Origin of the sequence: Corynebacterium urinipleomorphum (assembly GCF_900155535.1) — a bacterium.
Classification (GTDB): domain Bacteria; phylum Actinomycetota; class Actinomycetes; order Mycobacteriales; family Mycobacteriaceae; genus Corynebacterium; species Corynebacterium urinipleomorphum.
The window spans coordinates 188,685-211,771 of the sequence record NZ_LT706963.1 but is presented as its reverse complement, the minus strand read 5'-3'; the positions used below and the strand labels follow the sequence as shown (position 1 = coordinate 211,771).

The 23,087-nt window shown below is 64.9% G+C and carries 21 protein-coding genes, 1 tRNA gene and 1 other RNA gene; 10 read left to right on the top strand and 13 right to left on the bottom strand.

The features are described from left to right. Positions 1-208: 208 nt before the first annotated feature. The 5 genes from leuA to CZ338_RS03850 all read left to right on the top strand — a co-directional run bounded on the left by leuA (position 209) and on the right by CZ338_RS03850 (position 6,359). A complete protein-coding gene (gene leuA / locus CZ338_RS03870) occupies positions 209-2,026 on the top strand; it encodes a 2-isopropylmalate synthase (protein WP_087116989.1) in 1,818 nt (605 codons plus the stop codon). Positions 2,027-2,087: 61 nt separating this feature from the next. Further along, positions 2,088-3,143, top strand: coding sequence for a hypothetical protein (locus CZ338_RS10955; RefSeq protein ID WP_087116988.1), 1,056 nt, complete (start codon positions 2,088-2,090; stop codon positions 3,141-3,143). Beyond that, positions 3,137-4,261, top strand: a complete 1,125-nt coding sequence (locus tag CZ338_RS03860) for a DNA polymerase III subunit epsilon (protein ID WP_235839429.1) — start codon at positions 3,137-3,139, stop codon at positions 4,259-4,261. The genes CZ338_RS10955 and CZ338_RS03860 overlap by 7 nt, the downstream gene beginning before the upstream one ends. Positions 4,262-4,312: 51 nt before the next feature. Beyond that, on the top strand, positions 4,313-5,620 hold the full coding sequence (locus CZ338_RS03855; protein ID WP_087116987.1) for a Mur ligase family protein: 1,308 nt from the start codon (positions 4,313-4,315) through the stop codon (positions 5,618-5,620). Continuing rightward, positions 5,613-6,359: a type 1 glutamine amidotransferase gene (locus CZ338_RS03850; RefSeq protein WP_087116986.1), complete on the top strand. Its 747-nt coding sequence runs from the start codon at positions 5,613-5,615 to the stop codon at positions 6,357-6,359. The genes CZ338_RS03855 and CZ338_RS03850 overlap by 8 nt, the downstream gene beginning before the upstream one ends. Before the next feature lie 47 nt (positions 6,360-6,406). Here the strand turns inward: CZ338_RS03850 and recR are convergent, their stop codons facing one another. From recR to CZ338_RS03835, 3 genes are all read right to left on the bottom strand, one after another. Next, a complete protein-coding gene (recR, locus tag CZ338_RS03845; RefSeq protein WP_087116985.1) occupies positions 6,407-7,033 on the bottom strand; it encodes a recombination mediator RecR in 627 nt (208 codons plus the stop codon). 8 nt (positions 7,034-7,041) lie between these two features. Next, positions 7,042-7,401, bottom strand: a complete 360-nt coding sequence (locus CZ338_RS03840) for a YbaB/EbfC family nucleoid-associated protein (RefSeq protein ID WP_087116984.1) — start codon at positions 7,399-7,401, stop codon at positions 7,042-7,044. Positions 7,402-7,491: 90 nt separating this feature from the next. After that, positions 7,492-10,065 (bottom strand): DNA polymerase III subunit gamma and tau, encoded by a 2,574-nt coding sequence (locus CZ338_RS03835; protein WP_087116983.1) that lies wholly within the window; start codon positions 10,063-10,065, stop codon positions 7,492-7,494. A gap of 552 nt (positions 10,066-10,617) precedes the next feature. Between CZ338_RS03835 and CZ338_RS03825 the strand changes: the two genes are divergently transcribed. Then, complete coding sequence (locus CZ338_RS03825; protein ID WP_087116981.1) at positions 10,618-11,004, top strand: hypothetical protein; 387 nt, start codon at positions 10,618-10,620, stop codon at positions 11,002-11,004. A 20-nt stretch (positions 11,005-11,024) separates the two neighbouring features. Here CZ338_RS03825 and CZ338_RS03820 read toward each other — a convergent pair whose 3' ends face one another. Together CZ338_RS03820 and CZ338_RS03815 are read right to left on the bottom strand one after the other, a co-directional pair. Beyond that, entirely contained in the window at positions 11,025-12,416 is a 1,392-nt protein-coding gene (locus CZ338_RS03820; protein ID WP_087116980.1) for an FtsX-like permease family protein, read from the bottom strand. Further along, positions 12,413-13,102 (bottom strand): ABC transporter ATP-binding protein, encoded by a 690-nt coding sequence (locus CZ338_RS03815; RefSeq protein ID WP_087116979.1) that lies wholly within the window; start codon positions 13,100-13,102, stop codon positions 12,413-12,415. The genes CZ338_RS03820 and CZ338_RS03815 overlap by 4 nt, the downstream gene beginning before the upstream one ends. Positions 13,103-13,185: 83 nt before the next feature. Between CZ338_RS03815 and CZ338_RS03810 the strand changes: the two genes are divergently transcribed. Both CZ338_RS03810 and CZ338_RS03805 read left to right on the top strand, forming a co-directional pair. Then, the gene (locus CZ338_RS03810) at positions 13,186-13,863 is read left to right on the top strand and encodes a sensor histidine kinase (RefSeq protein WP_087116978.1); all 678 of its coding nucleotides are present in this window, start codon (positions 13,186-13,188) and stop codon (positions 13,861-13,863) included. Continuing rightward, complete coding sequence (locus tag CZ338_RS03805; RefSeq protein ID WP_087116977.1) at positions 13,860-14,504, top strand: response regulator transcription factor; 645 nt, start codon at positions 13,860-13,862, stop codon at positions 14,502-14,504. Before CZ338_RS03810 ends, CZ338_RS03805 begins: the two co-directional genes overlap by 4 nt. Before the next feature lie 185 nt (positions 14,505-14,689). On the opposite strand, the gene CZ338_RS03800 is transcribed toward CZ338_RS03805, so the two are convergent. The 3 genes from CZ338_RS03800 to ffs all read right to left on the bottom strand — a co-directional run bounded on the left by CZ338_RS03800 (position 14,690) and on the right by ffs (position 16,710). Next, positions 14,690-15,253, bottom strand: a complete 564-nt coding sequence (locus CZ338_RS03800; RefSeq protein WP_087116976.1) for a hypothetical protein — start codon at positions 15,251-15,253, stop codon at positions 14,690-14,692. Beyond that, on the bottom strand, positions 15,253-16,524 hold the full coding sequence (locus CZ338_RS03795; protein ID WP_087116975.1) for a PLP-dependent aminotransferase family protein: 1,272 nt from the start codon (positions 16,522-16,524) through the stop codon (positions 15,253-15,255). The genes CZ338_RS03800 and CZ338_RS03795 overlap by 1 nt, the downstream gene beginning before the upstream one ends. An 89-nt stretch (positions 16,525-16,613) precedes the next feature. Further along, positions 16,614-16,710, bottom strand: an RNA gene (gene ffs / locus CZ338_RS03790) — signal recognition particle sRNA small type. A 158-nt stretch (positions 16,711-16,868) separates the two neighbouring features. On the opposite strand from ffs, the gene CZ338_RS03785 reads away from it, so the two are divergent. Then, a tRNA-Ser gene (locus CZ338_RS03785) sits at positions 16,869-16,957 on the top strand. Positions 16,958-17,033: 76 nt separating this feature from the next. On the opposite strand, the gene gluQRS is transcribed toward CZ338_RS03785, so the two are convergent. Beyond that, positions 17,034-17,960, bottom strand: a complete 927-nt coding sequence (gene gluQRS, locus CZ338_RS03780) for a tRNA glutamyl-Q(34) synthetase GluQRS (RefSeq protein ID WP_087116974.1) — start codon at positions 17,958-17,960, stop codon at positions 17,034-17,036. Positions 17,961-17,979: 19 nt separating this feature from the next. Between gluQRS and CZ338_RS03775 the strand changes: the two genes are divergently transcribed. Further along, the gene (locus tag CZ338_RS03775; RefSeq protein WP_235839427.1) at positions 17,980-18,654 is read left to right on the top strand and encodes a queuosine precursor transporter; all 675 of its coding nucleotides are present in this window, start codon (positions 17,980-17,982) and stop codon (positions 18,652-18,654) included. Here the strand turns inward: CZ338_RS03775 and CZ338_RS03770 are convergent. The 4 genes from CZ338_RS03770 to CZ338_RS03755 are packed head-to-tail and all read right to left on the bottom strand — an operon-like array spanning position 18,635 to position 23,026. Next, positions 18,635-19,066: a type II toxin-antitoxin system VapC family toxin gene (locus CZ338_RS03770; RefSeq protein ID WP_087116972.1), complete on the bottom strand. Its 432-nt coding sequence runs from the start codon at positions 19,064-19,066 to the stop codon at positions 18,635-18,637. The genes CZ338_RS03775 and CZ338_RS03770 overlap by 20 nt on opposite strands. Continuing rightward, positions 19,063-19,302 (bottom strand): type II toxin-antitoxin system Phd/YefM family antitoxin, encoded by a 240-nt coding sequence (locus tag CZ338_RS03765; protein ID WP_087117274.1) that lies wholly within the window; start codon positions 19,300-19,302, stop codon positions 19,063-19,065. Before CZ338_RS03765 ends, CZ338_RS03770 begins: the two co-directional genes overlap by 4 nt. A gap of 41 nt (positions 19,303-19,343) precedes the next feature. Further along, on the bottom strand, positions 19,344-20,609 hold the full coding sequence (gene tgt, locus CZ338_RS03760) for a tRNA guanosine(34) transglycosylase Tgt (RefSeq protein ID WP_087116971.1): 1,266 nt from the start codon (positions 20,607-20,609) through the stop codon (positions 19,344-19,346). Further along, positions 20,606-23,026, bottom strand: coding sequence for an MMPL family transporter (locus CZ338_RS03755; protein WP_087116970.1), 2,421 nt, complete (start codon positions 23,024-23,026; stop codon positions 20,606-20,608). Before CZ338_RS03755 ends, tgt begins: the two co-directional genes overlap by 4 nt. Positions 23,027-23,087 lie beyond the last annotated feature (61 nt).

Below are 23,087 nucleotides of genomic sequence, written 5' to 3'. Positions count from 1 at the left end.
TTGCACTGTGCCACACCGTGGTTAGGATGTGAACCATGTCATTGGCTACCACGGCGATGCGCACCCTTCCGGGAGCTGCCCTACTTCTGCGCCGCGGCGGGTTCTAGGCCACACATTCACGGCCGGCGCCCCGTCGCGGAGTTAAGCATGCCGGCCGTGCGATTCCGACACCGAAACCCCCTAGAACCCTAGAAGGACTTTTTCTGCCATGACTCCGTCTGACGCCCACATTGCAGCCCCCGCTGAAACCCGCACGCCGAACGGCCCCCGCAACGAAGGTCAGCCCGCCTGGAACATGCAGCGCGGCTCGTCCATGCCCTTCGACCGCTACTTGAGCTTCGCTGAAGAAGTAGAAGACATCACGCTGCCGGACCGCACCTGGCCGGACAAGAAGATCACCGTCGCACCGCAGTGGTGTGCTGTGGACCTTCGCGACGGCAACCAGGCGTTGGTTGACCCGATGAGCCCGGAGCGCAAGCGCCGCATGTTCAAGCTGCTGGTGGAGATGGGCTACAAGGAGATCGAGGTCGGTTTCCCGTCCGCCTCCCAGACTGACTTCGACTTCGTGCGCGAGATCATTGAAGAGGACATGATCCCGGAGGATGTGACCATCCAGGTGCTGGTGCAGGCGCGCGAGCACCTGATCCGCCGCACCTTCGAGGCCTGCGCCGGTGCGCCGCGCGTGATCGTGCACTTCTACAACTCCACCTCCAAGCTGCAGCGCGAGGTGGTCTTCCGCAAAGACCGCGCCGCCATCAAGAAACTGGCCACCGATGCCGCCGAGCTGATCAAGACCGTGGCCAAGGACTACCCGGACACCCACTGGCGCTGGGAGTACTCGCCGGAATCCTTCACCGGCACCGAGCTGGATTTCGCCGTGGAGGTCTGCGACGCGGTGGTGGACATCATGGAAGCCACGCCGGAGGACCCCATGATCATCAACCTGCCGGCCACGGTGGAGATGATCAGCCCGAACGTGTACGCGGACTCCATCGAGTGGATGCACCGCAACTTTGCCAAGCGCGATTCCATCATCATGTCGCTGCACCCGCACAATGACCGCGGAGAAGGCATCGCGGCAGCCGAGCTGGGCTACATGGCCGGCGCGGACCGCATCGAGGGTTGCCTGTTCGGCAACGGCGAGCGCACCGGCAACGTCGACTTGGTCACGCTCGGCCTGAACATGCTCACCCAGGGTGTGGACCCGCAGATTGACTTCTCCGACATCGCCGGCATCCGCGAGACCGTGGAGTACTGCAACCAGCTGCGCGTGCCGGAGCGCCACCCGTACGCTGGCGACCTGGTCTTCACCGCGTTCTCCGGCTCGCACCAGGATGCGATCAACAAGGGCTTGGACGCTCTGGCCCAGAAGGTTCGCCCCGAGGCGAACTCCACCGATGTCGCGTGGGAGGAACTGCGCGAGACCGTGTGGGAGGTCCCTTACCTGCCCATCGACCCGAAGGATGTGGGCCGCGACTACGAGGCAGTCATCCGCGTCAACTCTCAGTCGGGCAAGGGTGGTGTCGCCTACATCATGAAGACGGACCACGGCATCAACCTGCCGAAGGAGATGCAGGCGGAGTTCTCCTCCACTGTCCAGGCAATCACGGATTCGGAGGGTGGCGAGGTCAACTCCAAGAACATGTGGGATGTCTTCGCCGGCGAATACCTCGACTTGGACAGCCAGCTCGAGCTGACCAGCTTGCACGTGGACGCGGCCGAGACGGACGACGACGAGGCCAAGGTCGCGGCGACGGTGGTCTTCGAGGGCACGGAGCGCGAGATCACGGGTGCCGGCAACGGCCCGATCGCGGCGTTCGCCGACGCGTTGCGCTCCCTGGGCCTGAACTACGAGGTCAAGGATTACCGCCAGCAGGCGCGCACGTCCGGCGGAGATGCCGACGCAGCCTGCTTCATCTACAGCGAAGTCAACGGTTCCGCGGCGTGGGGCGTGGGCATCGCGGGCTCGACCACCCGCGCTTCGATCAAGGCAATGGTGTCTGCCGTCAACCGCGCGCTGGATTAATTTCCCCGGTCAGTACTAATCTTCTCTGGGGATACAGTGCGTTTAACCGGAGGAGATCGGCATGAGTGAGCACAACGCCGCCAGCGGCCGCGCCGATCTTTCGCCGCACACCAGCAGTGTGTGGCTCCCCGCGGGCACACAGCGCATAGTGCTTATCGACGGCACTGCTCCCCCCTACTTCTCCGACGGCGGCCCCACGGTGGTGGAGGTCGGCTTCGACCCCGCCGGTGAAGTAGTCGCCCGCATTGACGGTGACACCCTGGGCGAGTTCGACGGGGAGTCCTCGGCGCAGCTCAGTCCATCCCTGCGCCAGCTGGAAAGTCGTGGCCTCATCGCGCTGGCGCACGGGGTTTTCGCCACCGTGAACGGCAGCCCGGCGGTGACGGTGCACGCGGACCCGTTGGGTGCGTCGCTTGCCCTCTCCGACACCGAGCTCGAAGAGCACACGCACCCGACAACGGACCCGTTTCCCGCCACCGAGACGTTCGCCGCGGACGAGGAGGCGGAAGCTGCCGCCCTCGCTGCCGATGCTGAGGCAGCCACGGTTGGCGGTTCCACAGCAGTACGACGTTTCCCGCGGAACCGGAACCTGCAGGCTGTCGCCGTCCTCGCTTCGGCGTTGGTCATCGGTGTCGTCGGCCTGATCGGCTATTACTACGGCGCCCAGGAACACGGACGCGAGATGACCGCGTTCATGAATTCCAAAGGTGAGTCGACCCCGAACAAGCATTTTCCGGCCGCACCCGCGTCCACCAGTGCGCAGATGACGACGAATAGCGCGACCGGATCGCAACCGGCATCGCCCTCCGCGCCGACGGCATCGAACGCCGAAAACGACAACGCGGCATCCGGATCCACGCACCGCCACGCGGGCGAGCCTGCACCCGCGCCGCACGCCCCTGCCGCCAACGCCCCCGCTCCAGCTCCAGCGCCCGGTCCCGCGCCTGCGCCCGCGCCGCATGCCCCGGCACAGCCTGCTCCAGAACAGGCACCAGTTCCGGAAGCCGCCCCGAACCAAGCTCCGATTCCAGCCCCTGCTCCCCCGCCCACAGGAGACGCAGGCGGCGCCTTTGACGATGTCCCTCCCCTCCAACCGATTCTTGAGCTCCGATGGTGAACAAAGACACTTCTTCCCGCAGCGCAACCGGCCCCGTTCCCGGGCCGGGGCCGGCAGCACGTTCCGCACAGAAGTCTGGGCAGGATACCTCGCCGGCGACGCCGCCTGAGCCGAGCCTGACGGAACAGTTCCCGTTCGCCGCGTTCACCGCACAGACCACCAATATCCACCCCAGCAGCGGCCGTCTAGTCACGCTCGACGGTGTCGCATTCGACGAGTCCGGTGTGGTCGGCGAGGAATTCCACGCGGTGTTCAACGTCGGCGGCGATCCCGGCCCGATGCACACCCACGGTGTGAGGCGGAACGACTTCGAGCGTGCGGCGAAGTTCTCCCGGCATTTGAAAAAGCTGGACAAGTTCATCGACAACCGCACCCTTGTGGTCCACGACGCGCCGCTGGTGTGGGGCTTCATCGTCTCGGAGGCGCGGCGCGCCATGAACGCGGCGGCGCGGGCGAACAGGTCACGGAACCGTCGTCAAGGCCGCCGCAGGCAACGCGTCGGGCATGTGCCGCGCCCAGAAGCGATCGTGGACACCCTGGTGTCCGCCCGCAAACAGGGGGCCGTGCTTATCGACGAACGCCTCGAAGCCGTCGCCGCCCTCTCCGGCGTCGCGGTTCCACCCGCGGAGGCCTCTGTGGAGCGCGCAGCAATGCGTGAGGAGGACACATCGCGCGAGCGCACCCTCGCGCTGGTCGGTTTGTACCTCGCCCTGGCAGAAGCTGGGCCGCTGGCCACCCGCACCACCGACGACCTCTCCCCCGATCGCTTCGGCTTGCAGCGTTCCCAACTGCGCGTGGATGCGGAAAAGGCACCGGCACTCCACGGTAACCCCGGGCAGTTCACCGGCAAGTCAGGGTTGCGTCCAGGCATGGAGGTCGTTGTGTCCGACGACATTCGCGCGGACCACGACGATCTGATCCAGGCCATTCTCGACTTAGAGATGACCTACACCGAAAAGCTCACCCGCGAGACCTCCCTCGTGGTCACCAACGCCACCGGGGACCCGGACAGCCTGCGCGGCAAGGCGATGCATGCCCAGCGTAAGGGCATCCCGCTGCTCACCGACGAGCAATTCCTCGACGCAGTGAATGAAGCACGCGAATCTCGCGGCGCTTAAACGGGTTGTTCCTGATCCATCGAGGGCCGTCGATGGTCTAGGGTTTAGCCCATGAATTCGAGCACAACCGGTTCACAGGACCGGGCGGGCAAGGCGGGCGTGCTCAAGCGTCTGCGCAGTACAACCGCGGTGACAGCAGCGAAGCTGGCCACGAAGGCCTCGCGCGCTACGGGCCGCGGCGCAGGAGGAATGATCGGCGGCCTCATCGCCGGAGCGATCGATCCAGGGATTTTAGAGCAGCTCGGCGGCGGCCGCCCCGCGGTTCTCGTCACCGGAACCAACGGCAAGTCCACCACGACCCGCATGCTCGCAGGCGCGATCGGATCGCAGCACACCGTGGCCACCAACGAGGGCGGCGACAACATGGACGCCGGCATCATCTCAGCGCTTCTCGCCGGCGAGAAGGCGTCACACGTGGTGTTGGAGGTCGACGAGCTCCACGTCCCTGCCGTGGCGGACAAACTGAACCCGACCGCGCTCGTCCTCCTCAACCTCACGCGCGACCAGCTCGACCGCGTCGGCGAGATCAACGCCATCGAGCGGGCGTTGCGCGGCGCGGTGGAAGCGCATCCGGACATGACCGTGATCGCGAACTGTGACGACGTGCTGGTCACGTCTGTCGCGTTCGACGCACCCAACGTCGTGTGGGTCTCCGCTGGCCCGGGCTGGGTCGGCGACTCGGTGTCCAACCCTCGCGGTGCCGGCCACATCGTGCGTACCGACGACGACTGGTATGCCACGAAGCCGCTTGCCGACGGCCGCGAGTTCCGCCGCCCCACCCCCGACTGGACAGTGACCGACGAGGGGCTGACAGATCCCGACGGAACGACCTCACCGCTGAATCTCGCGCTGCCGGGACGCGCCAACCGGGGTAACGCCGCGCAGGCGATCGCGGCGGCGGTGGAGGCATTCGGCGCGGATAAGCAAGCTGCGATCGAGGCTGCTGAACGCGTCGACGATGTCGCCGGACGCTACACCACGATCCCCTGGAACGGCCGCGAGGTGCACCTGCTGCTGGCCAAGAACCCGGCCGGGTGGCAGGAGGCGCTGTCGATGGTGGACCGCGATGCCGACGGCCTAGTCATCGCTGTAAACGGGCACGAAGGCGACGGCGCCGACCTGTCCTGGCTGTGGGACGTCCGCTTCGAGGAATTCGAGGGCATCGCCGTCAAAGCTTCGGGCGAACGCGGCACCGATCTCGCCGTCCGGTTGCTCTACGCGGAGATCGAGCACGAGCTCATCCACGACCCGCTTGAGGCCATCGCCGCCTGCCCGCCGGGGCGCGTGGAGGTGCTGGCGAATTACACCGCTCTGCTGAATCTGAAGAAAGCGCTGGAGAAGGAGGTCTCCCATGGCTAACACGCTGACAATCGGCCTAGTTCTCCCCGACGTGCTGGGCACGTACGGCGACGACGGCAACGCGCTGGTTCTGCGCGGCCGCGCCCGCATGCGCGGCATCGACGCGGAGATCCTGCCCATTAAGCTCGGCGAAGCGGTGCCTGAGGACCTCGCGGCGTACACGCTCGGCGGCGGCGAGGACAGCGCGCAGGTGCTCGCAGCAGAGCACCTCATCGCGGACAAGGGTCTCACCCGCGCCGCGGCGAACGGACGCCCGATCTTCGCTGTCTGCGCGGGCCTCCAGGTCCTCGGCGAGAGCTTCCGCGCGCATGGCACACAAGTTCAGGGGCTTGCGCTTATCGACGCCACCACTGCCCCCCTCCCCTCCCGCGCCATCGGCGAAGTCGCCACCACCCCCACCAAGACCGGGGTGACGCAGCAGTTGACACAGCCTCTCACCGGTTTTGAGAACCACCTAGGCGGCACCGTCCTCGGTGCGGATGCGGCTCCTTTGGGCACCGTGACCGCAGGACAGGGCAACGGCGGTTCCGGGGGATCGGATGCCCGCAGCGGCCAGAGCTACGAAGGAGCCGTGCAGGGCAGCGTCATCGCCACCTACATGCACGGCCCAGCATTGGCCCGCAACCCGGAGCTCGCGGACCTGATTCTCGCCCAAGCCATGGGAGTCTCCCTTGCCGATCTGGAGCCGCTGGAACTTCCCGAGGTGGACCGCCTGCGCCTCGAGCGCATGGGGCGGTAACGCAGCCCGGAGTTAGTCCTCGAGCGGGAAGCGGTCTCCCGCGGCCACTAGAGCTGCAGGCGCCCCGTCAACGCACGGGAAAGCGTCAGTTCGTCCACGAACTCCAAGTCACCGCCGAGCGGCATACCGGACGCCAGACGCGAAATGGTCAGATCCGGGAAGTCCTTGAGCAGACGCGCCAAGTAGGAGGCAGTCGCCTCGCCCTCGGTGTCCGGGTCGGTGGCCAGGATGACCTCGTGGATATCGGGGACATCCGCACCATCCCGGTCCGGCAGCACACCGCCGATCCGTTGCAGAAGCGAGGAAATAGCCAAGTCCTTCGGCCCCACGTTCGCCAGCGGGTCGAGTGCCCCGCCGAGCACGTGGTAGCGCCCCGAGTACTCCCCAGTGCGCTCAATGACCTGGATATCCTTCGCGTCCTCCACAACGCAGATGAGTCCTGCATCGCGTCCGCTATCCGCGCAGACACGGCAGATTTCCTCCCGTGAGACGTTGTTGCAGATCCGGCAGAAAGTGACGCCGTCCCGCACAGCGCCGAGCGCGCTGCGGAGACGGTCAATGTCATCCGGATCCGTCTTCAACAGGTGGAAAGCGATGCGCTGCGCGCTCTTGGGTCCAACGCCGGGGAGACGGGAGAACTCGTCGATAAGGTCCTGTAGAGGGCCTTCAAACATAGAGCGACTTAGTTTCCGCCGAACATCTGGGTGAAGTCGTTGCCCTCACCCGGGCCCTGCTGGGTCAACGGGCCGATCTTCTCCTGCGCCAGCTGGCCAGCCTTGGTGTGGGCGTCGCGGTACGCGGCGAGGATGAGGTCCTGCAGCGTCTCAACATCATCCGGGTCCACAGCCTCCGGGCTGATGGTCAGGTCGGTGATCTCAGCGCCACCGGTCATGGTGACGTTCACCAGGCCGCCGCCTGCTGATCCCTGCACGGACGCAGCGAGGATCTCCTCCTGTGCGCGCTGGATCTGCGCCTGGACCTCAGCCGCCTGGCGGATGAGTTCCTGCATGTCGGGCATACCGTTCTGATCGGGCTGAGTCATGGTCGTGGACCTTTCTTGAACGCTTGAAACGATGTCTTTTCACACAGCCGACTATTTCGGCCGCGTCCGTGAACTAGTGTACCGAGTCCCCTATAGCGGACGTGCGCCCAGTTCTTCGGCAAGCAGATCCATCGCCATCTCAGTGGGGTTGCGTCGGTCGAAAGTGCCTTCTTCCTGTGACTGGTCCACCATGTCCCGCTCTTCATCCTCGCGGGTGTACGGCACGGGTTCCTCTTCGGCGGGCGGTTCTTCCTCTGGTTCCGGCGGGAGCGGAACACCGCTGCTGAAACTGGATTTCTCACCGAAGCCGGTGTCTGGCCCCACCACAGGCCGCGACTCCCCTGCCGCCGCTCTGCCCGCGCCAGCATTGTGTTTGGAGTCCGCTGTTTCGTCGCTGCCTGCAGCCTCGCCGCGGTTGATCTCTTTCGCAGGAGTAGTGCCCCACGGGTCATACTGCACCGGCGCGGGAGCCGGCTCCGGTGTCACAGCCTGACTGTCCGCCGACACTGAACCATCACTCGTCGGTGTCGGTTCATCCGGCTCGTTGCCGTCCGCGGCGTACGGCGCGTCCCCTGTGTCGGTGCTGGTGTTTTCGTCAGTACCGGCGTTTCCGGAGCGATACTGCCTGCTTGGTCGCGCCTCCTCATCCGCCACGGGTTGAGGTGTTTCCTGCGCGGAAGGTGAGCGAGAAGGTTCGGGTTCCGGCTGTGCGCGGGGAGGGCTCCACGCCTGCGGCTCACGGGCAGGGGCATCAAAGCCCGCGGCTTTTGGGTCCGTGCCCACCACACAGCGCACCGCGATCTCCGTACCGAGCTTCTCGCTCAGGACCGCGACAATGTCGTCGTTGTTGTGCTGGGAGTTGATGCTGTTAGCCAGTGCACCGGTGTTGTGGCCGACAACCAATGTCGTGCCGTCCATTCCCAGCGGCTGCGCCTCGGTGAGCATGATTTCCGCGACCTTGTTGCGCTCGCCCACCGACTGCCGCAGGGTGATCCATTCCTTGCGGATCCGATCCATGAGGTCAGTCGTGTCGATGGCACCGCTGTCTCGCGCACCCTCGTCAGTTCGGGTCGAACTAGCAGTTTCAGGGTCTCCTCCTACCGCGGATTCCGCAGGTTCAGTCCTCCCAGGCTGTGTCTCGCGCTCTGCCGGACCGGGCTGTACCGGCTCGGATGTTCCGCCCGGTTTCTCCCGCAGCTCGTTGTCCAGTGGTGCAGTCTGCTCCTGCCGCACCGGAGTTCCCTCCTGCGCATGAGGCTCGGCCTCAGACCGGGACGGCTCCGTTTGACGCTCCGTCTGCTCGGGCTCCTGCTTCGGTTCCGGCACATCCCGCTGCTGTTGCGAAGGCACCGCTGCTGCCGGCTGCGGACGCTGACGCTCGCGATCGGCTTTCGGCGCCTCGCGCGGAGCAGGAGTGGATTGCGAGGTCACGTTCGCGGTCGCTTGGACTGCGGCAGCTGCGGCGAGCGCTGCGGCCGCACCGCGAGGCTGGTCGCCCATACCGGTGGCCTCAGAGGCGGCGTCCTGGATCTCGGTGAGACCGGCAACGGCCGCGGGTGCCTGGGTGCCGGTTGCCACACCGAGGAGGTGCGCCATCATGATCTCCAGCAGCAGGCGCGGGGACGTCGCGCCGCGCAGGGAGGTGATCCGCTCATTGACCTCGGTGGCCAGCGCGGCGAGCTGATTGCCGGGGAATTTGTCGGCCTCAGCGGCGAGAATCTCGGCGCGGTCGGTCGGCGCGTCGACGAGTCCCTGGCCGAACGCATCGGGCACCGCGTGAATGATCATCAGGTCACGCAGGCGGTCAAGCAGGTCGATAGCGAAGCGGCGGGGCTCGTGGCCGGCTTCAATGACATCGTCGACGGCCTGGAACAGGGCGGAAGCGTCGCGGGCGGCGAGGGCGTCCACAGTGGCGTCGATAAGCGAGAGGTCCGTGACCCCGAGAAGCGGCAACGCGAGTTCGTACGTCAGCCCGTCGGGGCCGGCGCCTGCGAGCAGCTGGTCGAGAATGGAGAGAGTATCGCGTGGCGAACCCCCGCCCGCACGGATGACTAACGGGTAGACGTTCTCGTCGACCGTGACGCCCTCCGCGGCAACAGTGCGCTCGACCAACTGGCGCATCGCCTGCGGCGTGAGCAAGCGGAACGGGTAATGGTGGGTGCGCGAACGGATCGTGCCGATGATCTTCTCCGGCTCCGTCGTCGCGAAAATGAACACGAGGTGCTCCGGCGGCTCCTCCACGATCTTCAGTAGCGCATTCGCGCCCGCGCCCGTGATCATGTGCGCCTCGTCGATGATGAACACGCGGTAGCGCGACTCCGCCGGCGCGAAATACGCGCGTTCACGCAGCTCACGCATCTCGTCCACGCCGCCGTTCGAGGCCGCGTCCATCTCCGTCACGTCGAGATTGCCCGGGCCGCCCGGCGCGAGCGCCACGCACGACGGGCACACGCCGCATGGCGTCGATGTCGGCCCCTCCACGCAGTTCAGCGAACGCGCCAAAATGCGTGCCGACGACGTCTTACCCGTCCCCCTCGGCCCCGAGAACAGATAAGCGTGGTTGACCCGCTCGTTATCCAGCGCCGTGGACAGCGGGCGCGTCACCTGCTCCTGCCCAATCATCTCGGCGAACGAGGCTGGGCGATACTTCCGGTACAAAGCCACGGTTTCACCCTACTAGTCGCCCGCGACACCGACCGTTGATGCCGGTGGCGGGCTGTTTCCTGCATGCCCGTGGTTGTGTAGCCGTTGACGCCTACCCCCGCGGCGTGAGGTGTGCGCATTCCGTCATGGACTGACCTGCATCAACCACGTAGACAGGCTGCTCCTTTTATCTCAGCCAACGGTTCACTCAGTTCATGAGGTTGAGTTCCTGCGGTTCAGTTCATGCTCAATCCACACCGCCGACTCCATCTTCGACGAGGGAACCCCCACGCATTCTTCACGGTCCAACTAGAGGAAGGATTCTACGTTTTCGTCAATAGGCCATAGACAAAACAAATCGTGGGGGGATTGAATATTGAAACGACGTGCTGTAATCAAGAAGTTGAAACTCGAAGCACGGCGACGCGGCCTCGAGTTCGAAGAAATCCCGCTACGCCGCCACGACGCTTACAGGGTCGGAAGTATCACGCGGACCCTCGGCAGGCACAGCGAGATCGACGACCTGACTGCACGTAAGTTTTTCGACCAGTTCGAAGCAGAGCTAGGAAAGGGATGGTGGCGATGAACACGTACGAAGTGACGGCCGAGCGCGGTGCCAGTGGTGTGTGGGTGTTGGAGTGCAAGGAACTCGGTGTCGTCTCGCAGACTAAACGGCTGGACCAAGCTGAAACTGAAGTGGTCGAAGCGCTGGCGTACCAGTCTGGGCTCGCGCCGTCCGACTTTCACATCAAGGTGATTCCGGTGCTGCCCGATGAGATCGAGACGCTGCGGGTTCACGCGGAACAGACGAACAGGAAAGCGGAAGCCGCCACCCGAGAAGCTGCTGAAGCGAAGCGAGCCCTGGCCCGTTCAATGCGGGATCAGGGCTTCACTGTCCGGGAAATGGGGCAGGTGTTGGGCGTGTCTTACCAGCGCGCAGCGGCACTCGCTGCGAGCTAGGGCCGGGCAGGTCTTTGCCGTTAGTCGTTCAGCCGGCCGGTCTCGGAAAGCACCCGCTCACGGAGCTTGCCGGTCGCGGCGACGGCGGTGACACAGCCGACGAGCGCAAGCGCGATCAGGGCAGCGAAGAGGGTGAGCTGGGGTAGTACCTCGACGGGAATGGCGACTATTAGACGGCCCAGCAAGTTGCCCATGCCGAAGCCCAGAAGGGTGACCAGGACCATCGGCACGCCGACCTCCCGGATAGCCACGGAGGTGTGGAACTTCGCGGGAGCACCGATGAAGTAGAGGGACTTGGTCAGCTGCTTTTGCTCCACCACAGCCAACGCCTGGGTGAGCAGCGTGGAGGCGATTAGGAGGACGGCACCGAAGATCGCGGTAATGGCCACACCGGCGGGAATGTCGGAGGTGACCATCTTCAGGGCGGGGTCATCCTCGATTTCCGGGACGGCGGAAATCCAGCTGCTAACGCCAGCGGTGAATGCAAGGAAGTACAGAGCTGCGACACGCTTCCACGTCGTCCTTGCGCCACGTCCGACGCGGCGGGTGGCCACGTAGTTGGTAGAGCCGGGAAGCAGGTAGCTGAATCGGGCGATCAGCTGGATCACGCCGACTGCGATGAGAGCGTTGACCGTCAACACGCCCGCAACGACGACGAGCAGCATGATGAATTCGGCGGCATCGGCCCCCGGGGCGATCGTCAGTGCGCTCAAGTAGCGGTACAGGGCAACAGCAGCCACAACCGAGAGGACCAAAGTGATCACGCTTTGTCCCTTCGGGGGCACCTTCTTGGTCACGCCGAGCGGGGTGACGGCCACGCGGCGCAGGGCCAGCCACACGGACGCGGCGGCGAGGGCGAGCACCACCACCCAGGCGACGGGTGCGACCCACCAGGTGAACATCTCCCAGGTGCCGATGCTCTTTTCCTGGAAGGTCAGCAGCGACCACGCGGGCACACTGACCAGGTACAGCACGGTGCCGATGACAAGGCCGACGAGGCCCTGGCGCAGAGCGTCGAGAATCATCATGCCGCGCACCTGACCGGAGGTCGCGCCGATCAGGCGCAGGATCGCCAGCTGCTCTTCGCGGCCGCCGAGGTTCGCTCGCGCGGCCTGCGTGAGCAGGCCGAGCAGAGTGGGCACCACCAGCAACGACGCGAAGAGAGCGAGGAAGATATACGGCATGGACAGCGGTGCTCCCGCGCTCTCCTGCACCTCGACGAGACGTTCGTGCGGGTGCCAGTGGCGCTGCGCGAACATCCACGTGCCGGCGGCCAGCGTGCACAGAATCCACGTGGACACGGCGAAGGCCACGAGCGACAAGGCGCGCACCCAGCGTTCGCCGGTCTGGCGCTGCGCGCGGCCTTCGCTCGAGGAGGACTGCGCGGCAGCCATCAATGTCATCGCGCTCATGCCGGAACCCCCTTCGAAGCACCCTCGGAGTGGATCAGGCCGTCGCGGATCTCGATCCGGCGGTCGCACCACCGCGCGATCTTCGGGTCGTGGGTGACCAGTACGAGTGTGACCCCGAATTTCTTGGTCACGGCGGTGATCTGCTGCATCACCTCGTGCCCGGTGGCCTGGTCGAGCGCGGCGGTCGGCTCGTCGGCAAACACCACCGCCGGCGGCCCCGCCAAGGCGCGCGCAATGGCGACGCGTTGGCCCTGCCCGCCGGAGAGCTGGCCCGGGAAGCGGTCCACGAAAGCGCCAAGACCAAGACGCGTGAGCATATCTGTCGCCTCCGCGTGAGCCTTCGCGCGCGATTCACCGCGCATGATCTGCGGCAGCGCCACATTCTCCTTCGCGGTCAACTCAGGCATGAGCTGGCCGTCCTGGAAGATGAAGCCGAAGTGGTCGAGGCGGAGTTGGGAGCGGGTGGCGTCGTCAAGCGATGCGATGTCGCGCCCGTTGAAGCGGACCTCGCCGTGGTCGGGCACGAGCACGCCCGACATGCAGTGGAGCAGGGTCGATTTGCCGGAGCCGGACGGGCCCATGATGGCGACGGATTCGCCCGGGCCGATATTCAGACTGATTCCTTCGAGCACCCGCTGCTGGGTGAATGATTTCGTGATGTCGTTGAGTTCAAGCATGGTTCCCATTTCACAGCCCGCCGCGCGCGTCCACCATCGTGCAGGCTCCCAAATAAGGGTAGAGCCAGCACTACCCCGCTACGCTCGTTTTCATGTGGCGGAAGAAGAACCACGAAGCCGAGGCCGCAAAAGCGATCCACGAGCTGACGGCTTCGCGGCGCAGAATCGCCGAGGCGTACGAGGTCGAGCGGCTGCGCATTGAGCGCGACCTCCACGACGGCGCGCAGCAATACTTCGTCGCCGCCGCCATGAAGCTCGGCGAAGCGCAGCTAGAAACAGATTCACCGCTTCTCGACGCCGCCGCGCGCGACCTCAAAAACGGCCTCGACGCCCTACGCCGCACTGTGCGCGGCATCCACCCGCGCGAGCTGACCGACCGCGGTCTCGTCGAAGCGGTCGAGACAGCCGCCGCGCAGTACGGCCCGCACATCACGGTCCGCGCCCCTCACCCGCTCCCGCTTATCGACGACTCCGTTCTCGCCGCCGCCTACTTCTTCACCTCCGAAGCCCTGACCAATGCCGCGAAGCACGCGCCGGGCGCTCCCGTCAGCGTGCTGATCACCTGCGACCACACGCTGAATGTCGCAGTGACCGACTCCGGCGAAGGTGGCGCACGTATTGTGCCCGGCGGCGGACTCGACGGGATGCGCGAGCGCATCGCCGCATTCGGCGGGTCGATCGAGTTGAATTCACCCCGCGGCGGCCCCACGACCACCGCCGCGCGGATACCGTTGCTGTTGTACCGGGGAGAAAGCGGGTTAGCTCCATGAAGATCGTGATCGCCGACGATTCCGCGCTGCTGCGCGAAGGTGTCGCCGGTCTGCTCACCCGGCGCGGCCACGAGGTTGTCGCGCAGGTGGGGGATGCGGATGCGCTTGCCGGGGCCGTCGACAAGCATGCCCCTGACCTTGTGATTACTGATGTGCGCATGCCTCCCACCATGCGCGACGACGGCTTGCAGGCCGCCTTGAAGCTGCGTGAGAACGGCCGTGTGAACGTGCTCGTGCTCTCGCAGTATGTCGCGCCCGCCTACGCCCGCGAGCTCTTCTCCGGTGGCGATGGCGGCACCGGCTACCTGCTCAAAGACCGCGTCGCCGAGGTCAAAGACTTCGTCCAGGCCTGCGAGACCGTGGCCAGCGGCGGTGTGGTCATCGACCCGGATGTGGCCAGCGATCTCATGGCCGCGAGCTCACAGTGGCTGACCACCCTCACCCCGCGGGAGAGCGAAGTCCTCGAGCTCATGGCGGAGGGCCTGTCCAATGCCGAAATCGCTGAGAAGCTCTATTTCTCCGGAGCTGCCGTGGCCAAGCACGTGTCCAGCATCTTCTCCAAGCTGGGGCTCACGCCCGACGAGGAGAACCGCCGCGTCCGCGCGATCCTGATGTACCTGTCCGAGCGCGGGATCAGCTAGCGCTATTGTCGCGACTTCCAGCCCGTGTATCCGGCGGCACCTGCCCTGATGAGCCCCAGAGATGGTAAACGGTAACCCCCACCCGATAGGTAGCCAGTCTGCGACATAACAGTGCCTTCGCGGGCATTGTTACCGTTTGATTGTTACCTTTCGCAATTTCGTCCGTTTCGGCAGATCTGGCAGGACTAGTCTCGGGTCCAGTCACCGAGATGCGTCTGCCGGCGGTGCAGCCGGCGCTCGAGGACGTCGAGGCCTTGTTCAGCGGCGATATCGTATTCGTCGTCGGTGAGGAGGACGAGTTCCAGCAGCAGGGTCATCCGCGCAGGCGCCTCGCCGGTGGCGGGCTCGTTGACCAGAGGAGTGCCGCGGTCGAAAATCTGCGGCTCGCGCAGCAGGCCGTGGTGAACCGACACTTCCGGGTCGTTCACCAGCCCGGGCAACGCCGTTCCCGGCTGTCCGGGAATCTCCGCAGTGACCAGTGTGTTCCACGCGCCCGCGACTGCCATGACACGCTGCTGCGGGGTGGCACCGTCGGCGGCGCAGATGATCTCGCAGCGCACGTCGACCGGCCCAGCCGCGTCGGGATCGGAGGAAGGATCAACAACCAGCCCGCTGTCGATCTCGCTGAACCCGACGCTGACCGCTGCCGGAAGCACGGGAGCAACGCCGATGGTCATACCGTTGACGTCCAAAAGGTCCATAGGACCGAGGACGTCGGTGAGCCAGGCGTGTGTTTCCTGCGGAGTCACTAGCCTTCGAGCTTCTCCAACGCGGCGAGAAGCACGCAAGTGGCTACGCCGTCCATGGCGGTACGCACTTCGTCGATAGGCGGAAGCGACGGCGCGAGACGAATGTTGCGGTCGTTCGGGTCTTCGCCCTTGGGGAAGGCGGAGCCGGCCTTGGTCAGGGTGATGCCGGCATCGCGGGCGAGCTCCCACACGCGGGTGGCGGTGCCGTCGACGACGTCGAGGGAGATGAAGTAGCCGCCAGCCGGGGTGGTCCAGCGCGCCACGTCATACTCGCCGAGGCGGTTCTCCAAGATCTCCAGGACGGCCTCGAACTTCGGCGTGAGGATCTGCGCGTGCTTCTGCATCAGCGCGCGCACGCCGTCGGCGTCGCCGAAGAACTTCGCGTGAGCCAGCTGGTTGATCTTGTTCGGGCCGATGCCGCGGATCCCGGCGATGGAGGCGTACCAGTCCAGGTTCTCAGTCGAGGACGCGAAGAAGGCCACACCAGAGCCGGCATGGGTGATCTTGGACGTGGAGCTCATCACCCAGAAACGGTTCGGGTTGCCGGCCTCCTCGGCCACATCAAGAACGTTGATGATCTGCGGAGTGTCTTCGGTGAAGACGTGTACGGCGTACGCGTTGTCCCACACGATGCGGAAATCGGGTGCCGCCGTCTCCATGGAGGCGAGTGTGCGAACGACGTCGTCGGACACAGTCACGCCGGTGGGGTTAGCGAACATCGGCACGACCCACATACCCTTCACCGCCGGATCCTTGACCAGCTCGGTGATGGCGTCCACATCGGGGCCGTCGTCAAGCATGGGCACGGTGATCATCTCGAAGCCGAGCTTCTCCGTGATAGCGAAGTGGCGGTCGTACCCCGGCACCGGGCAGATCCACTTCACGGTCTCCTCTTCACGCCACGGCGCTTGGGAATCGTTGTTGCCGAACAAGTACGACCACGTGATCAGGTCGAACATGATGTTCAACGACGAGGAATCCTCCGCATACAGGTTGTCCACCGGCACGCCAATGAGGTCGCCCCAGATCTCGCGGATGTCCTTGATGCCCTTGAGGTTGCCGTAGTTGCGCACATCCGTGCCGGATGCATCCACGTAGTTGCCCTTACCGGGCAGCTCCAGGAGGTCGTTGCTCAGATCCAGCTGCTCCGACGACGGCTTTCCGCGCGTCAGGTCCAAGTCGAGGTTGCGGGCCTTGAGCGTCTCGTATTCCTCGCGCACCTTGGCAGCGAGTTCCTCGCGGGCGGCAGCGTCCAGATCAAGCAGGGACATGGTGGGATCACTTCCTTTAAGGAGTGGATTCATTTACGCCGCCCAGAGTACATGCGCCCAGCACCAGCGGCTCTACCGCGTGCGGGCAAAATAAAGGGACCCCACGCACCTGCCAGAGCTCGCTGACCCTTGCTGCGTTCCCGCCCTGGGGGAGTTCACAAGATAAGCACCGCGTGGGATCCTGCGCTCAACCCTAGTAGCTTGCGGCAACCAGTTCAAAAAGCACGCATCCCGCTTATCGACGCCCCACCCCACCACCAATTTTGTCCCCACCCCAGTATCCGCTAAAGTGATGGCTCGACGCGTTCCGCTGGTACGCCTGCGGAACACTTGAATGCGTCGCTGGAGGATTCGACTAGCGGCCTATGTCACACGCCTGGAACGCGTGCGGGTTTCACGACCCTCGTGGGTTCAAATCCCACATCCTCCGCCAAAATATTGTGCCCCGCTCCGAATGAGGACGCGGGGCACAACCTTTTCATGCCAAGGCCAGGCCAGCTTTGACGCACTTACTCGCTGATGCCCCACACCCACGGTTCCCGGGAAAGGCCCAACGGATCGAATCGGTCGAGCAGTTCCCCCATGGACGACACATCAGGATGACCAAGCGAAGAGGCGATCTGCTCCACCACGCGTTGCACGCCGCCGTCTTCAGCCATCTGCCGCAAAGTCACCGCACCGTCGCGTTTAGCCAATCTGCGCCCGTCCGCGGTGACCACGAGTGGCACGTGCACGTACTCGGGATCTGGGAAGCCCAGCTCGTGCGCCAAATAGGCCTGGGCGGGGGCAGAACCGAGTAGATCATCGCCGCGGACGACCTGGTCGATGCTCTGGTATCCGTCGTCGACCACCACAGCGAGGTTGTAAGCCCAGTCCCCCACCTGAGCCTGATTCGCGTTGCCGCCGCGCTTGAGAATCACGTCGTCGACGGGGCCTGTGAACTCACCTTTGTAGACGTCGTTCACAGTCCACCGCTCCGCGTGCGCTCTCAAGCGGATGGCGGGGAGGCGGCCGGATTGGGAGAGCTGGGAACGTCGATAAGCGCGCTGTTCTTCGGTGAGGTCGCGGCACGTCCCTGGGTACATGCCTGGCTGAGCATGGGGTGCGGACGCGGCCTCGCGGATGTCGCGGCGGGAGCAATAACATTCATATGTATCCAGCTTGGCCAGCGCCGACGCGTACGCCTCCCCGCGGTCATGCTGGTAGACAACCGGCTCGTCCCACTCGATGCCGATCGCCGCGAGGTCCTCGAGCTGGCGCTGCGCCGACTCCATGCTCGAACGCTCCGAATCGATGTCCTCCACCCGCATGTAGAACTTGCGGCCCGACTGGCGCGCGAACAGCCACGCGAGAACCGCCGTGCGCAGATTGCCGAAGTGAAGGTCCCCGCTCGGACTCGGTGCATAACGGCCAGCATGGTCTGCAAAATCAGGCATGTATGCAATGATATTGCGCATGTCGCACCCAGTTTCCCACCCACACCCCGTCTCCCGCTCGCCGTACCCGTACCTGCTCGCGGTGTTCTGCGCGGTCTTCCTCATCTCCAACATCACCGCGCAAAAGGGCGTTGAGCTCGGCCCGCTGATCACCGACGGCGCCTTCTTCCTCTTCCCGGTCTCCTACGTCATCGGTGACGTGATCGCCGAGGTCTACGGATTCAAAGCAGCGCGCCGCGCCGTGTTCACCGGCTTCGGCGTCGCCGTCATCGCGGTGCTGTCCTTCTACATCGCAATCTGGCTGCCCGCCGCCGAGTTCTACGACATGCAGGACACCTTCTCCGCCGTCCTGGGCCTGTTGCCGCGCATCATTCTCGCGTCCCTGTCCGGTTACGTCGTGGGCCAGCTGCTCAACGCGTGGGTCCTGCAGAAGATGAAGGACCGCTTCGGCACCGACCGCCTGTGGGCGCGCCTGATCGGCTCCACCGTCGTCGGCGAATTCGCGGACACTCTGCTGTTCTGCTCCATCGCCGCCGGTGTCATCGGCATTGATTCCGCCGGGGCGTTCATCAACTACGTCATCGTCGGCTTCCTGTGGAAAACCGTCATGGAGATCGTCCTGCTGCCGATCACCTACCCGACCATCGCCGCTGTGCGCCGCGCCGAGGAGCGCGTCAGCTCGACGACTGCTTAGCCCAAGGGTTGATGCAGGGCACGCCGAAAGAGGAGAAATCGCGTTGGTTCCTCGTCACCACGGTGAGGCCATGCATCTGCGCTGTGGCCGCAATGAAGGAATCAGCCAACGGCCGGGGATTCTCCACATGCAGCGAAGCCGCAAACGCGGCCACAGCGCCATCAAAGGCCAGAATTCTCCCTTCGAACGCCGGCTTCACCTGATCCTCTAACCAACTACGCAGCTTCGCGCCCTGCCCTGGATCCTTCCGCTCCTTGAGCGAAACTCCTAATTCCAGTTCAAACACAGTGACAGCGGAGAGAAACTGCTCCGCGAGCGTGTGCTTCACCGACCACGCCAATACCCCTGGATCAGCCTTGGTGGCGGGCCTGCGCAGTTCGCTCACCACATTCGTGTCTAGAAGGAAGCTCATAGCTCAGGCACCCGGGGTTCAAAATCCAACCGCGGCGGATCGAATTCGATGTCCTCGTCCATGTGAAGTTTGCTAGCCCACGTGGCCGTGTCCCCCACCAGCTCCTGGTACCGTTCTGCTGATAGCAGCACGTGGGAAGCTCGGCCACGGTCCGTAATGACGACCGGCCCTTCTAAGGCAGCGCGCTTGGCGGCGCTTACATCCCGGTTGAACTCGCGAGCGCTCAGGGTAGTCATCATTCACCTCCCGTAGGTACGTACCTACACCCTAGCGCTGTTCACCGCCCCGCGTAATACCGTCCGAGGAACTCGTCGCGGTAGGCCTCGTAGTCGCCGGCGTCGATAGCCGCGCGAATGTTGTCCACCAGGCGCACCATGAATTCGAGGTTGTGCATGGTGCACAAGGTCCCAGCGAGGTACTCCTTCGCGCGCAGCAGGTGGTGGATGTAGGCGCGGGAGTAGTTCTCGGAGACGTATCCGCCGAATTCTTCGTCGATGCCGGAGAAGTCGCGTTTGAAGCGGGCGGCCATGAGGTTCATGCGGCCGTCGAGGGTGTACACGCCACCGCGGCGGCCGAGGCGTGTGGGGGCAACGCAATCGAAGGTGTCCGCACCGGCCTCGATGGAGGTGAACAGGTCGTCTGGTTCGGAAATGCCCAGGAGGTGGCGGGGCTTGTCCTCGGGCAGTTCGTCGGTGACCCAGCCGACGATGGCGCCCAGGTTCTCTTTCTCCAGTGCCCCGCCGATGCCGAAGCCGCCGAAACCGCGCCGGCCCTCCGCGCGGGCTTCCTCGTCCAGGCCGAGAAGGCCGCGGGTGGCGTGGCGGCGCAGGTCCTCGTACTGCGCGCCCTGTACCACACCCCACAGGGACTGGAGCGGCTTGTCGGGGCGGGCCTGGGTAAGGCGCTCGTGTTCGAGCAGGCAGCGGCGGGCCCACAGGCGGGTGCGTTCGACGGAATGGTCCTGGTAGGCGCGGGTGTCCACGAGTGTGGTCAGCTCATCGAAGGCGAACATGATGTCGGCGCCCAGCTGGTGCTGGATCTGCATGGACACCTCAGGGGTGAACCGGTGGGAGGAGCCGTCGATGACGGATTTGAAGTCGACCCCGTCGTCGTCGACACGCGCCATGCGGTCCTTGTTGGCGGCGCGGATGTCCTCATCGGTGAGCCCGGCGATGTCCATGGCGAGGATTTTCTTGAAGCCCACGCCGAGGCTCATCACCTGGAAGCCGCCGGAGTCGGTGAATGTGGGGCCGTGCCAGTTCTCGAACGCACTCACTCCCCCGGCTTCGTCGACGATGTCGGCGCCAGGCTGAAGGTAGAGGTGGTAGGCGTTGGACAGGATGGCCTGCGCACCGGTCTGCCGGATCTGCTCCGGGGTCAGAGTCTTCACAGTCGCTTTCGTGGCCACCGGAATGAACGCGGGCGTGGCAATGTCGCCGTGCGGCGTGTGAATCACGCCGGTTCGGCCGTGTCGGCCCGGCGCCTCCTCGAGGCGGGTGCCCACCTCAAACGTGAGGTCCGTGGCGGCGGTTGTGTCAGTCATGCGGCGGCGTGCTCCTTTTCAAACTGGCGCTCCAACTCTTCGCCTTCGATGTCGAGGTTGGGCAGGATTCGGTCCAGCCATTTCGGCATCCACCAGGTGGTAGTGCCCAGGATGAACATGGTGGCGGGGACGAGGGCCATGCGGATAAAGAAGGCGTCGAAAAGCACGGCTGCTCCGAGCGCGAAGCCGAAGATCTTGATGAACGGTAGGGGCTGGTCGATGAAGGCGACGAAGACCGCAATCATGATGATGGCGGCGGCGGTGACCACGCGCGCGCCGCGGACGAAGCCTTCGACGGTGGATCCGTGCACGGCGTCCAGGACAGCTTCCGCGTCGTCGCCGGGATTGCGCATGCGCATGTATTGCTCGCGCATGCGGGTGACCAGGAAGACTTGGTAGTCCATGGCCAGGCCGAAGGTGACGCCGATGAGCAGGATCGGCAGGAACGACAGGATCGGTCCGGGGGTGTTCACAAGGCCGGTCACGCCTTTCTGGAAGACCAAGACGGTCATGCCGAAGGCGGCGCCGACGGAGAGCAGGAAGCCCAGACCCGCGACGAGCGGCACGAGGATTGACCGGAAAACGATGATGAGCAGCAGGATCGCCAACCCCACCACGATTCCGAGGTACAGCGGCATGGCGTTGGCCAATTCCTCCGTGATGTCCATTTGCACCGCGGTGAAGCCGGTCAGACCGACGTCGCTGCCGGTGGCATCCTCGATCTCCGCGTCCATTTCGCGCAGCGCGTGCGCGGTGTCCACTGTGTACTGGTTGTCCGGCCCCGACACCGGGGTGGCAAGGATCTGCGCGGCGGTCATGTCGTCGTTGACGCCGACGAGCTGCGCGTGCTTGATCCCGGAGACACTTCCCGCGCGCTCCATCGCGTACAGGAAGGAGGACAAAGCGGCTTTCTGCTTATCGACGTCCCCTTCGCCCCCTTCCACCGCATCATCCGGGATGAGACTCATGTAGGGGGCGAGCGCCTCCGAGTCCGGGTTCACGGTGCCGGCGTCGACGACGAGCAGGAACGGCGCATTGACGCCCTCGCCGAATCCCTCGGCCATGAGGTCGGCGGACTTGCGCTGCGTGGTGTCTTTGTCGCCGTTGGAGTCCGAGGGCAGGGACATTTCCATGTCCAGCACCGGCAGCGAGCACACCCCGAGGAGAATGACCACACCGGCCATGACCACCGCGGGGGCGCGGCGCACGGTATTCGCCCAGGTGCGGCCGAGCGAACGGCGGTCGAGGTCTTTGGCTGGACGGTCGCCGGGGCCTGGATTACCAGCCACACCGGGGATCCGGCCGGCGAAAACCTTGTCGCCGAGAAGGCCCAGCAATGCCGGCAGAAGCGTGATGGCTACCATCACGGCAATCGCCACCGTTGCCGCCGCGGACAGACCCATCCAGGAGAGGAAGTCAATGCGCGCCAGCACCAGTGCCACCAAAGCGGTGAACACCGTCATACCGGCGAAGAGCACCGACGAACCTGCTGTGCCGACAGCGAGTCCGGCGGCCTCCGGCCCCGGCAAACGGTTCCGTTCCTGCCTGAAGCGGGAGAGGATGAACAAGGCGTAGTCGATGCCCACGGCGAGGCCGATCATCACCGCCATGACCGGTGTGACCTCGTTGAGCTCCGCAAAGCGTGTGGCCATGAGGATGAGGAAGGTGCCCAGGCCCACGCCAATCACGGCGGTGATCACCGGCATGCCGGCGGCGACGAGCGAACCGAAGGTGATCAGCATGACCACGAACGCCACACCGATGCCGATGAGTTCACTGGTGGTCTTGATCTCGATCGGGTCGCCGAAGCCCGGGCCGCCAGCTTCCACCTGCAGGCCCTTGGAGCGGCCGAGGTCCAGGGCCTCGTTGACCACCGCACGTTCGGCGTCGGTGACCTGCATGGAAGTCTCCGCGCCGAATTCGAAGGTGGTGTAGCCGATCCGGGCATCATCCGATAGCAGGCGCACGTTGTGAGCATCAGCCTTGGCGCGCTCCTCGGGCAGCCCCATCTCCGTCATCATGGAGACGATCTGCTCAGTCTGTGCTTGGGAGACGGTGACTGGGTTGCCGAAGCGGTCGGTGCCCTTCATCCCCTGCAGGTTGTCCCTGAGATACTCCACTGTCTCATCGATAGCGGCCATATTCTGGGGATCGTCGAGGCGCTGCCCGTCCGGAGCTTTGAACACCAGGTTCACCGAGGGTGCCTGCACGGGATCGCTTTGACCCGGGAAATTCTCGCCGAGTGACTCAAGCGCGTCGATCGAGGGCGTGCCGCTGATCTGGAAATCGGATGAAAGGGGTTTAGACAGCGTCGCCGCGCCTGCGATCCCGGCGGCGAAGAGGAGCAGCCAGACGACAATGACCTTCCACTTGTGCAGGTACGACCACTTGCCTAGCCGGTAGAGGAACGTCGCCACGGGGATCCTTTCACAAAAACAAGAAGTTCGTGGTCTGGTGCGTTGATCGGCGATATTTCGC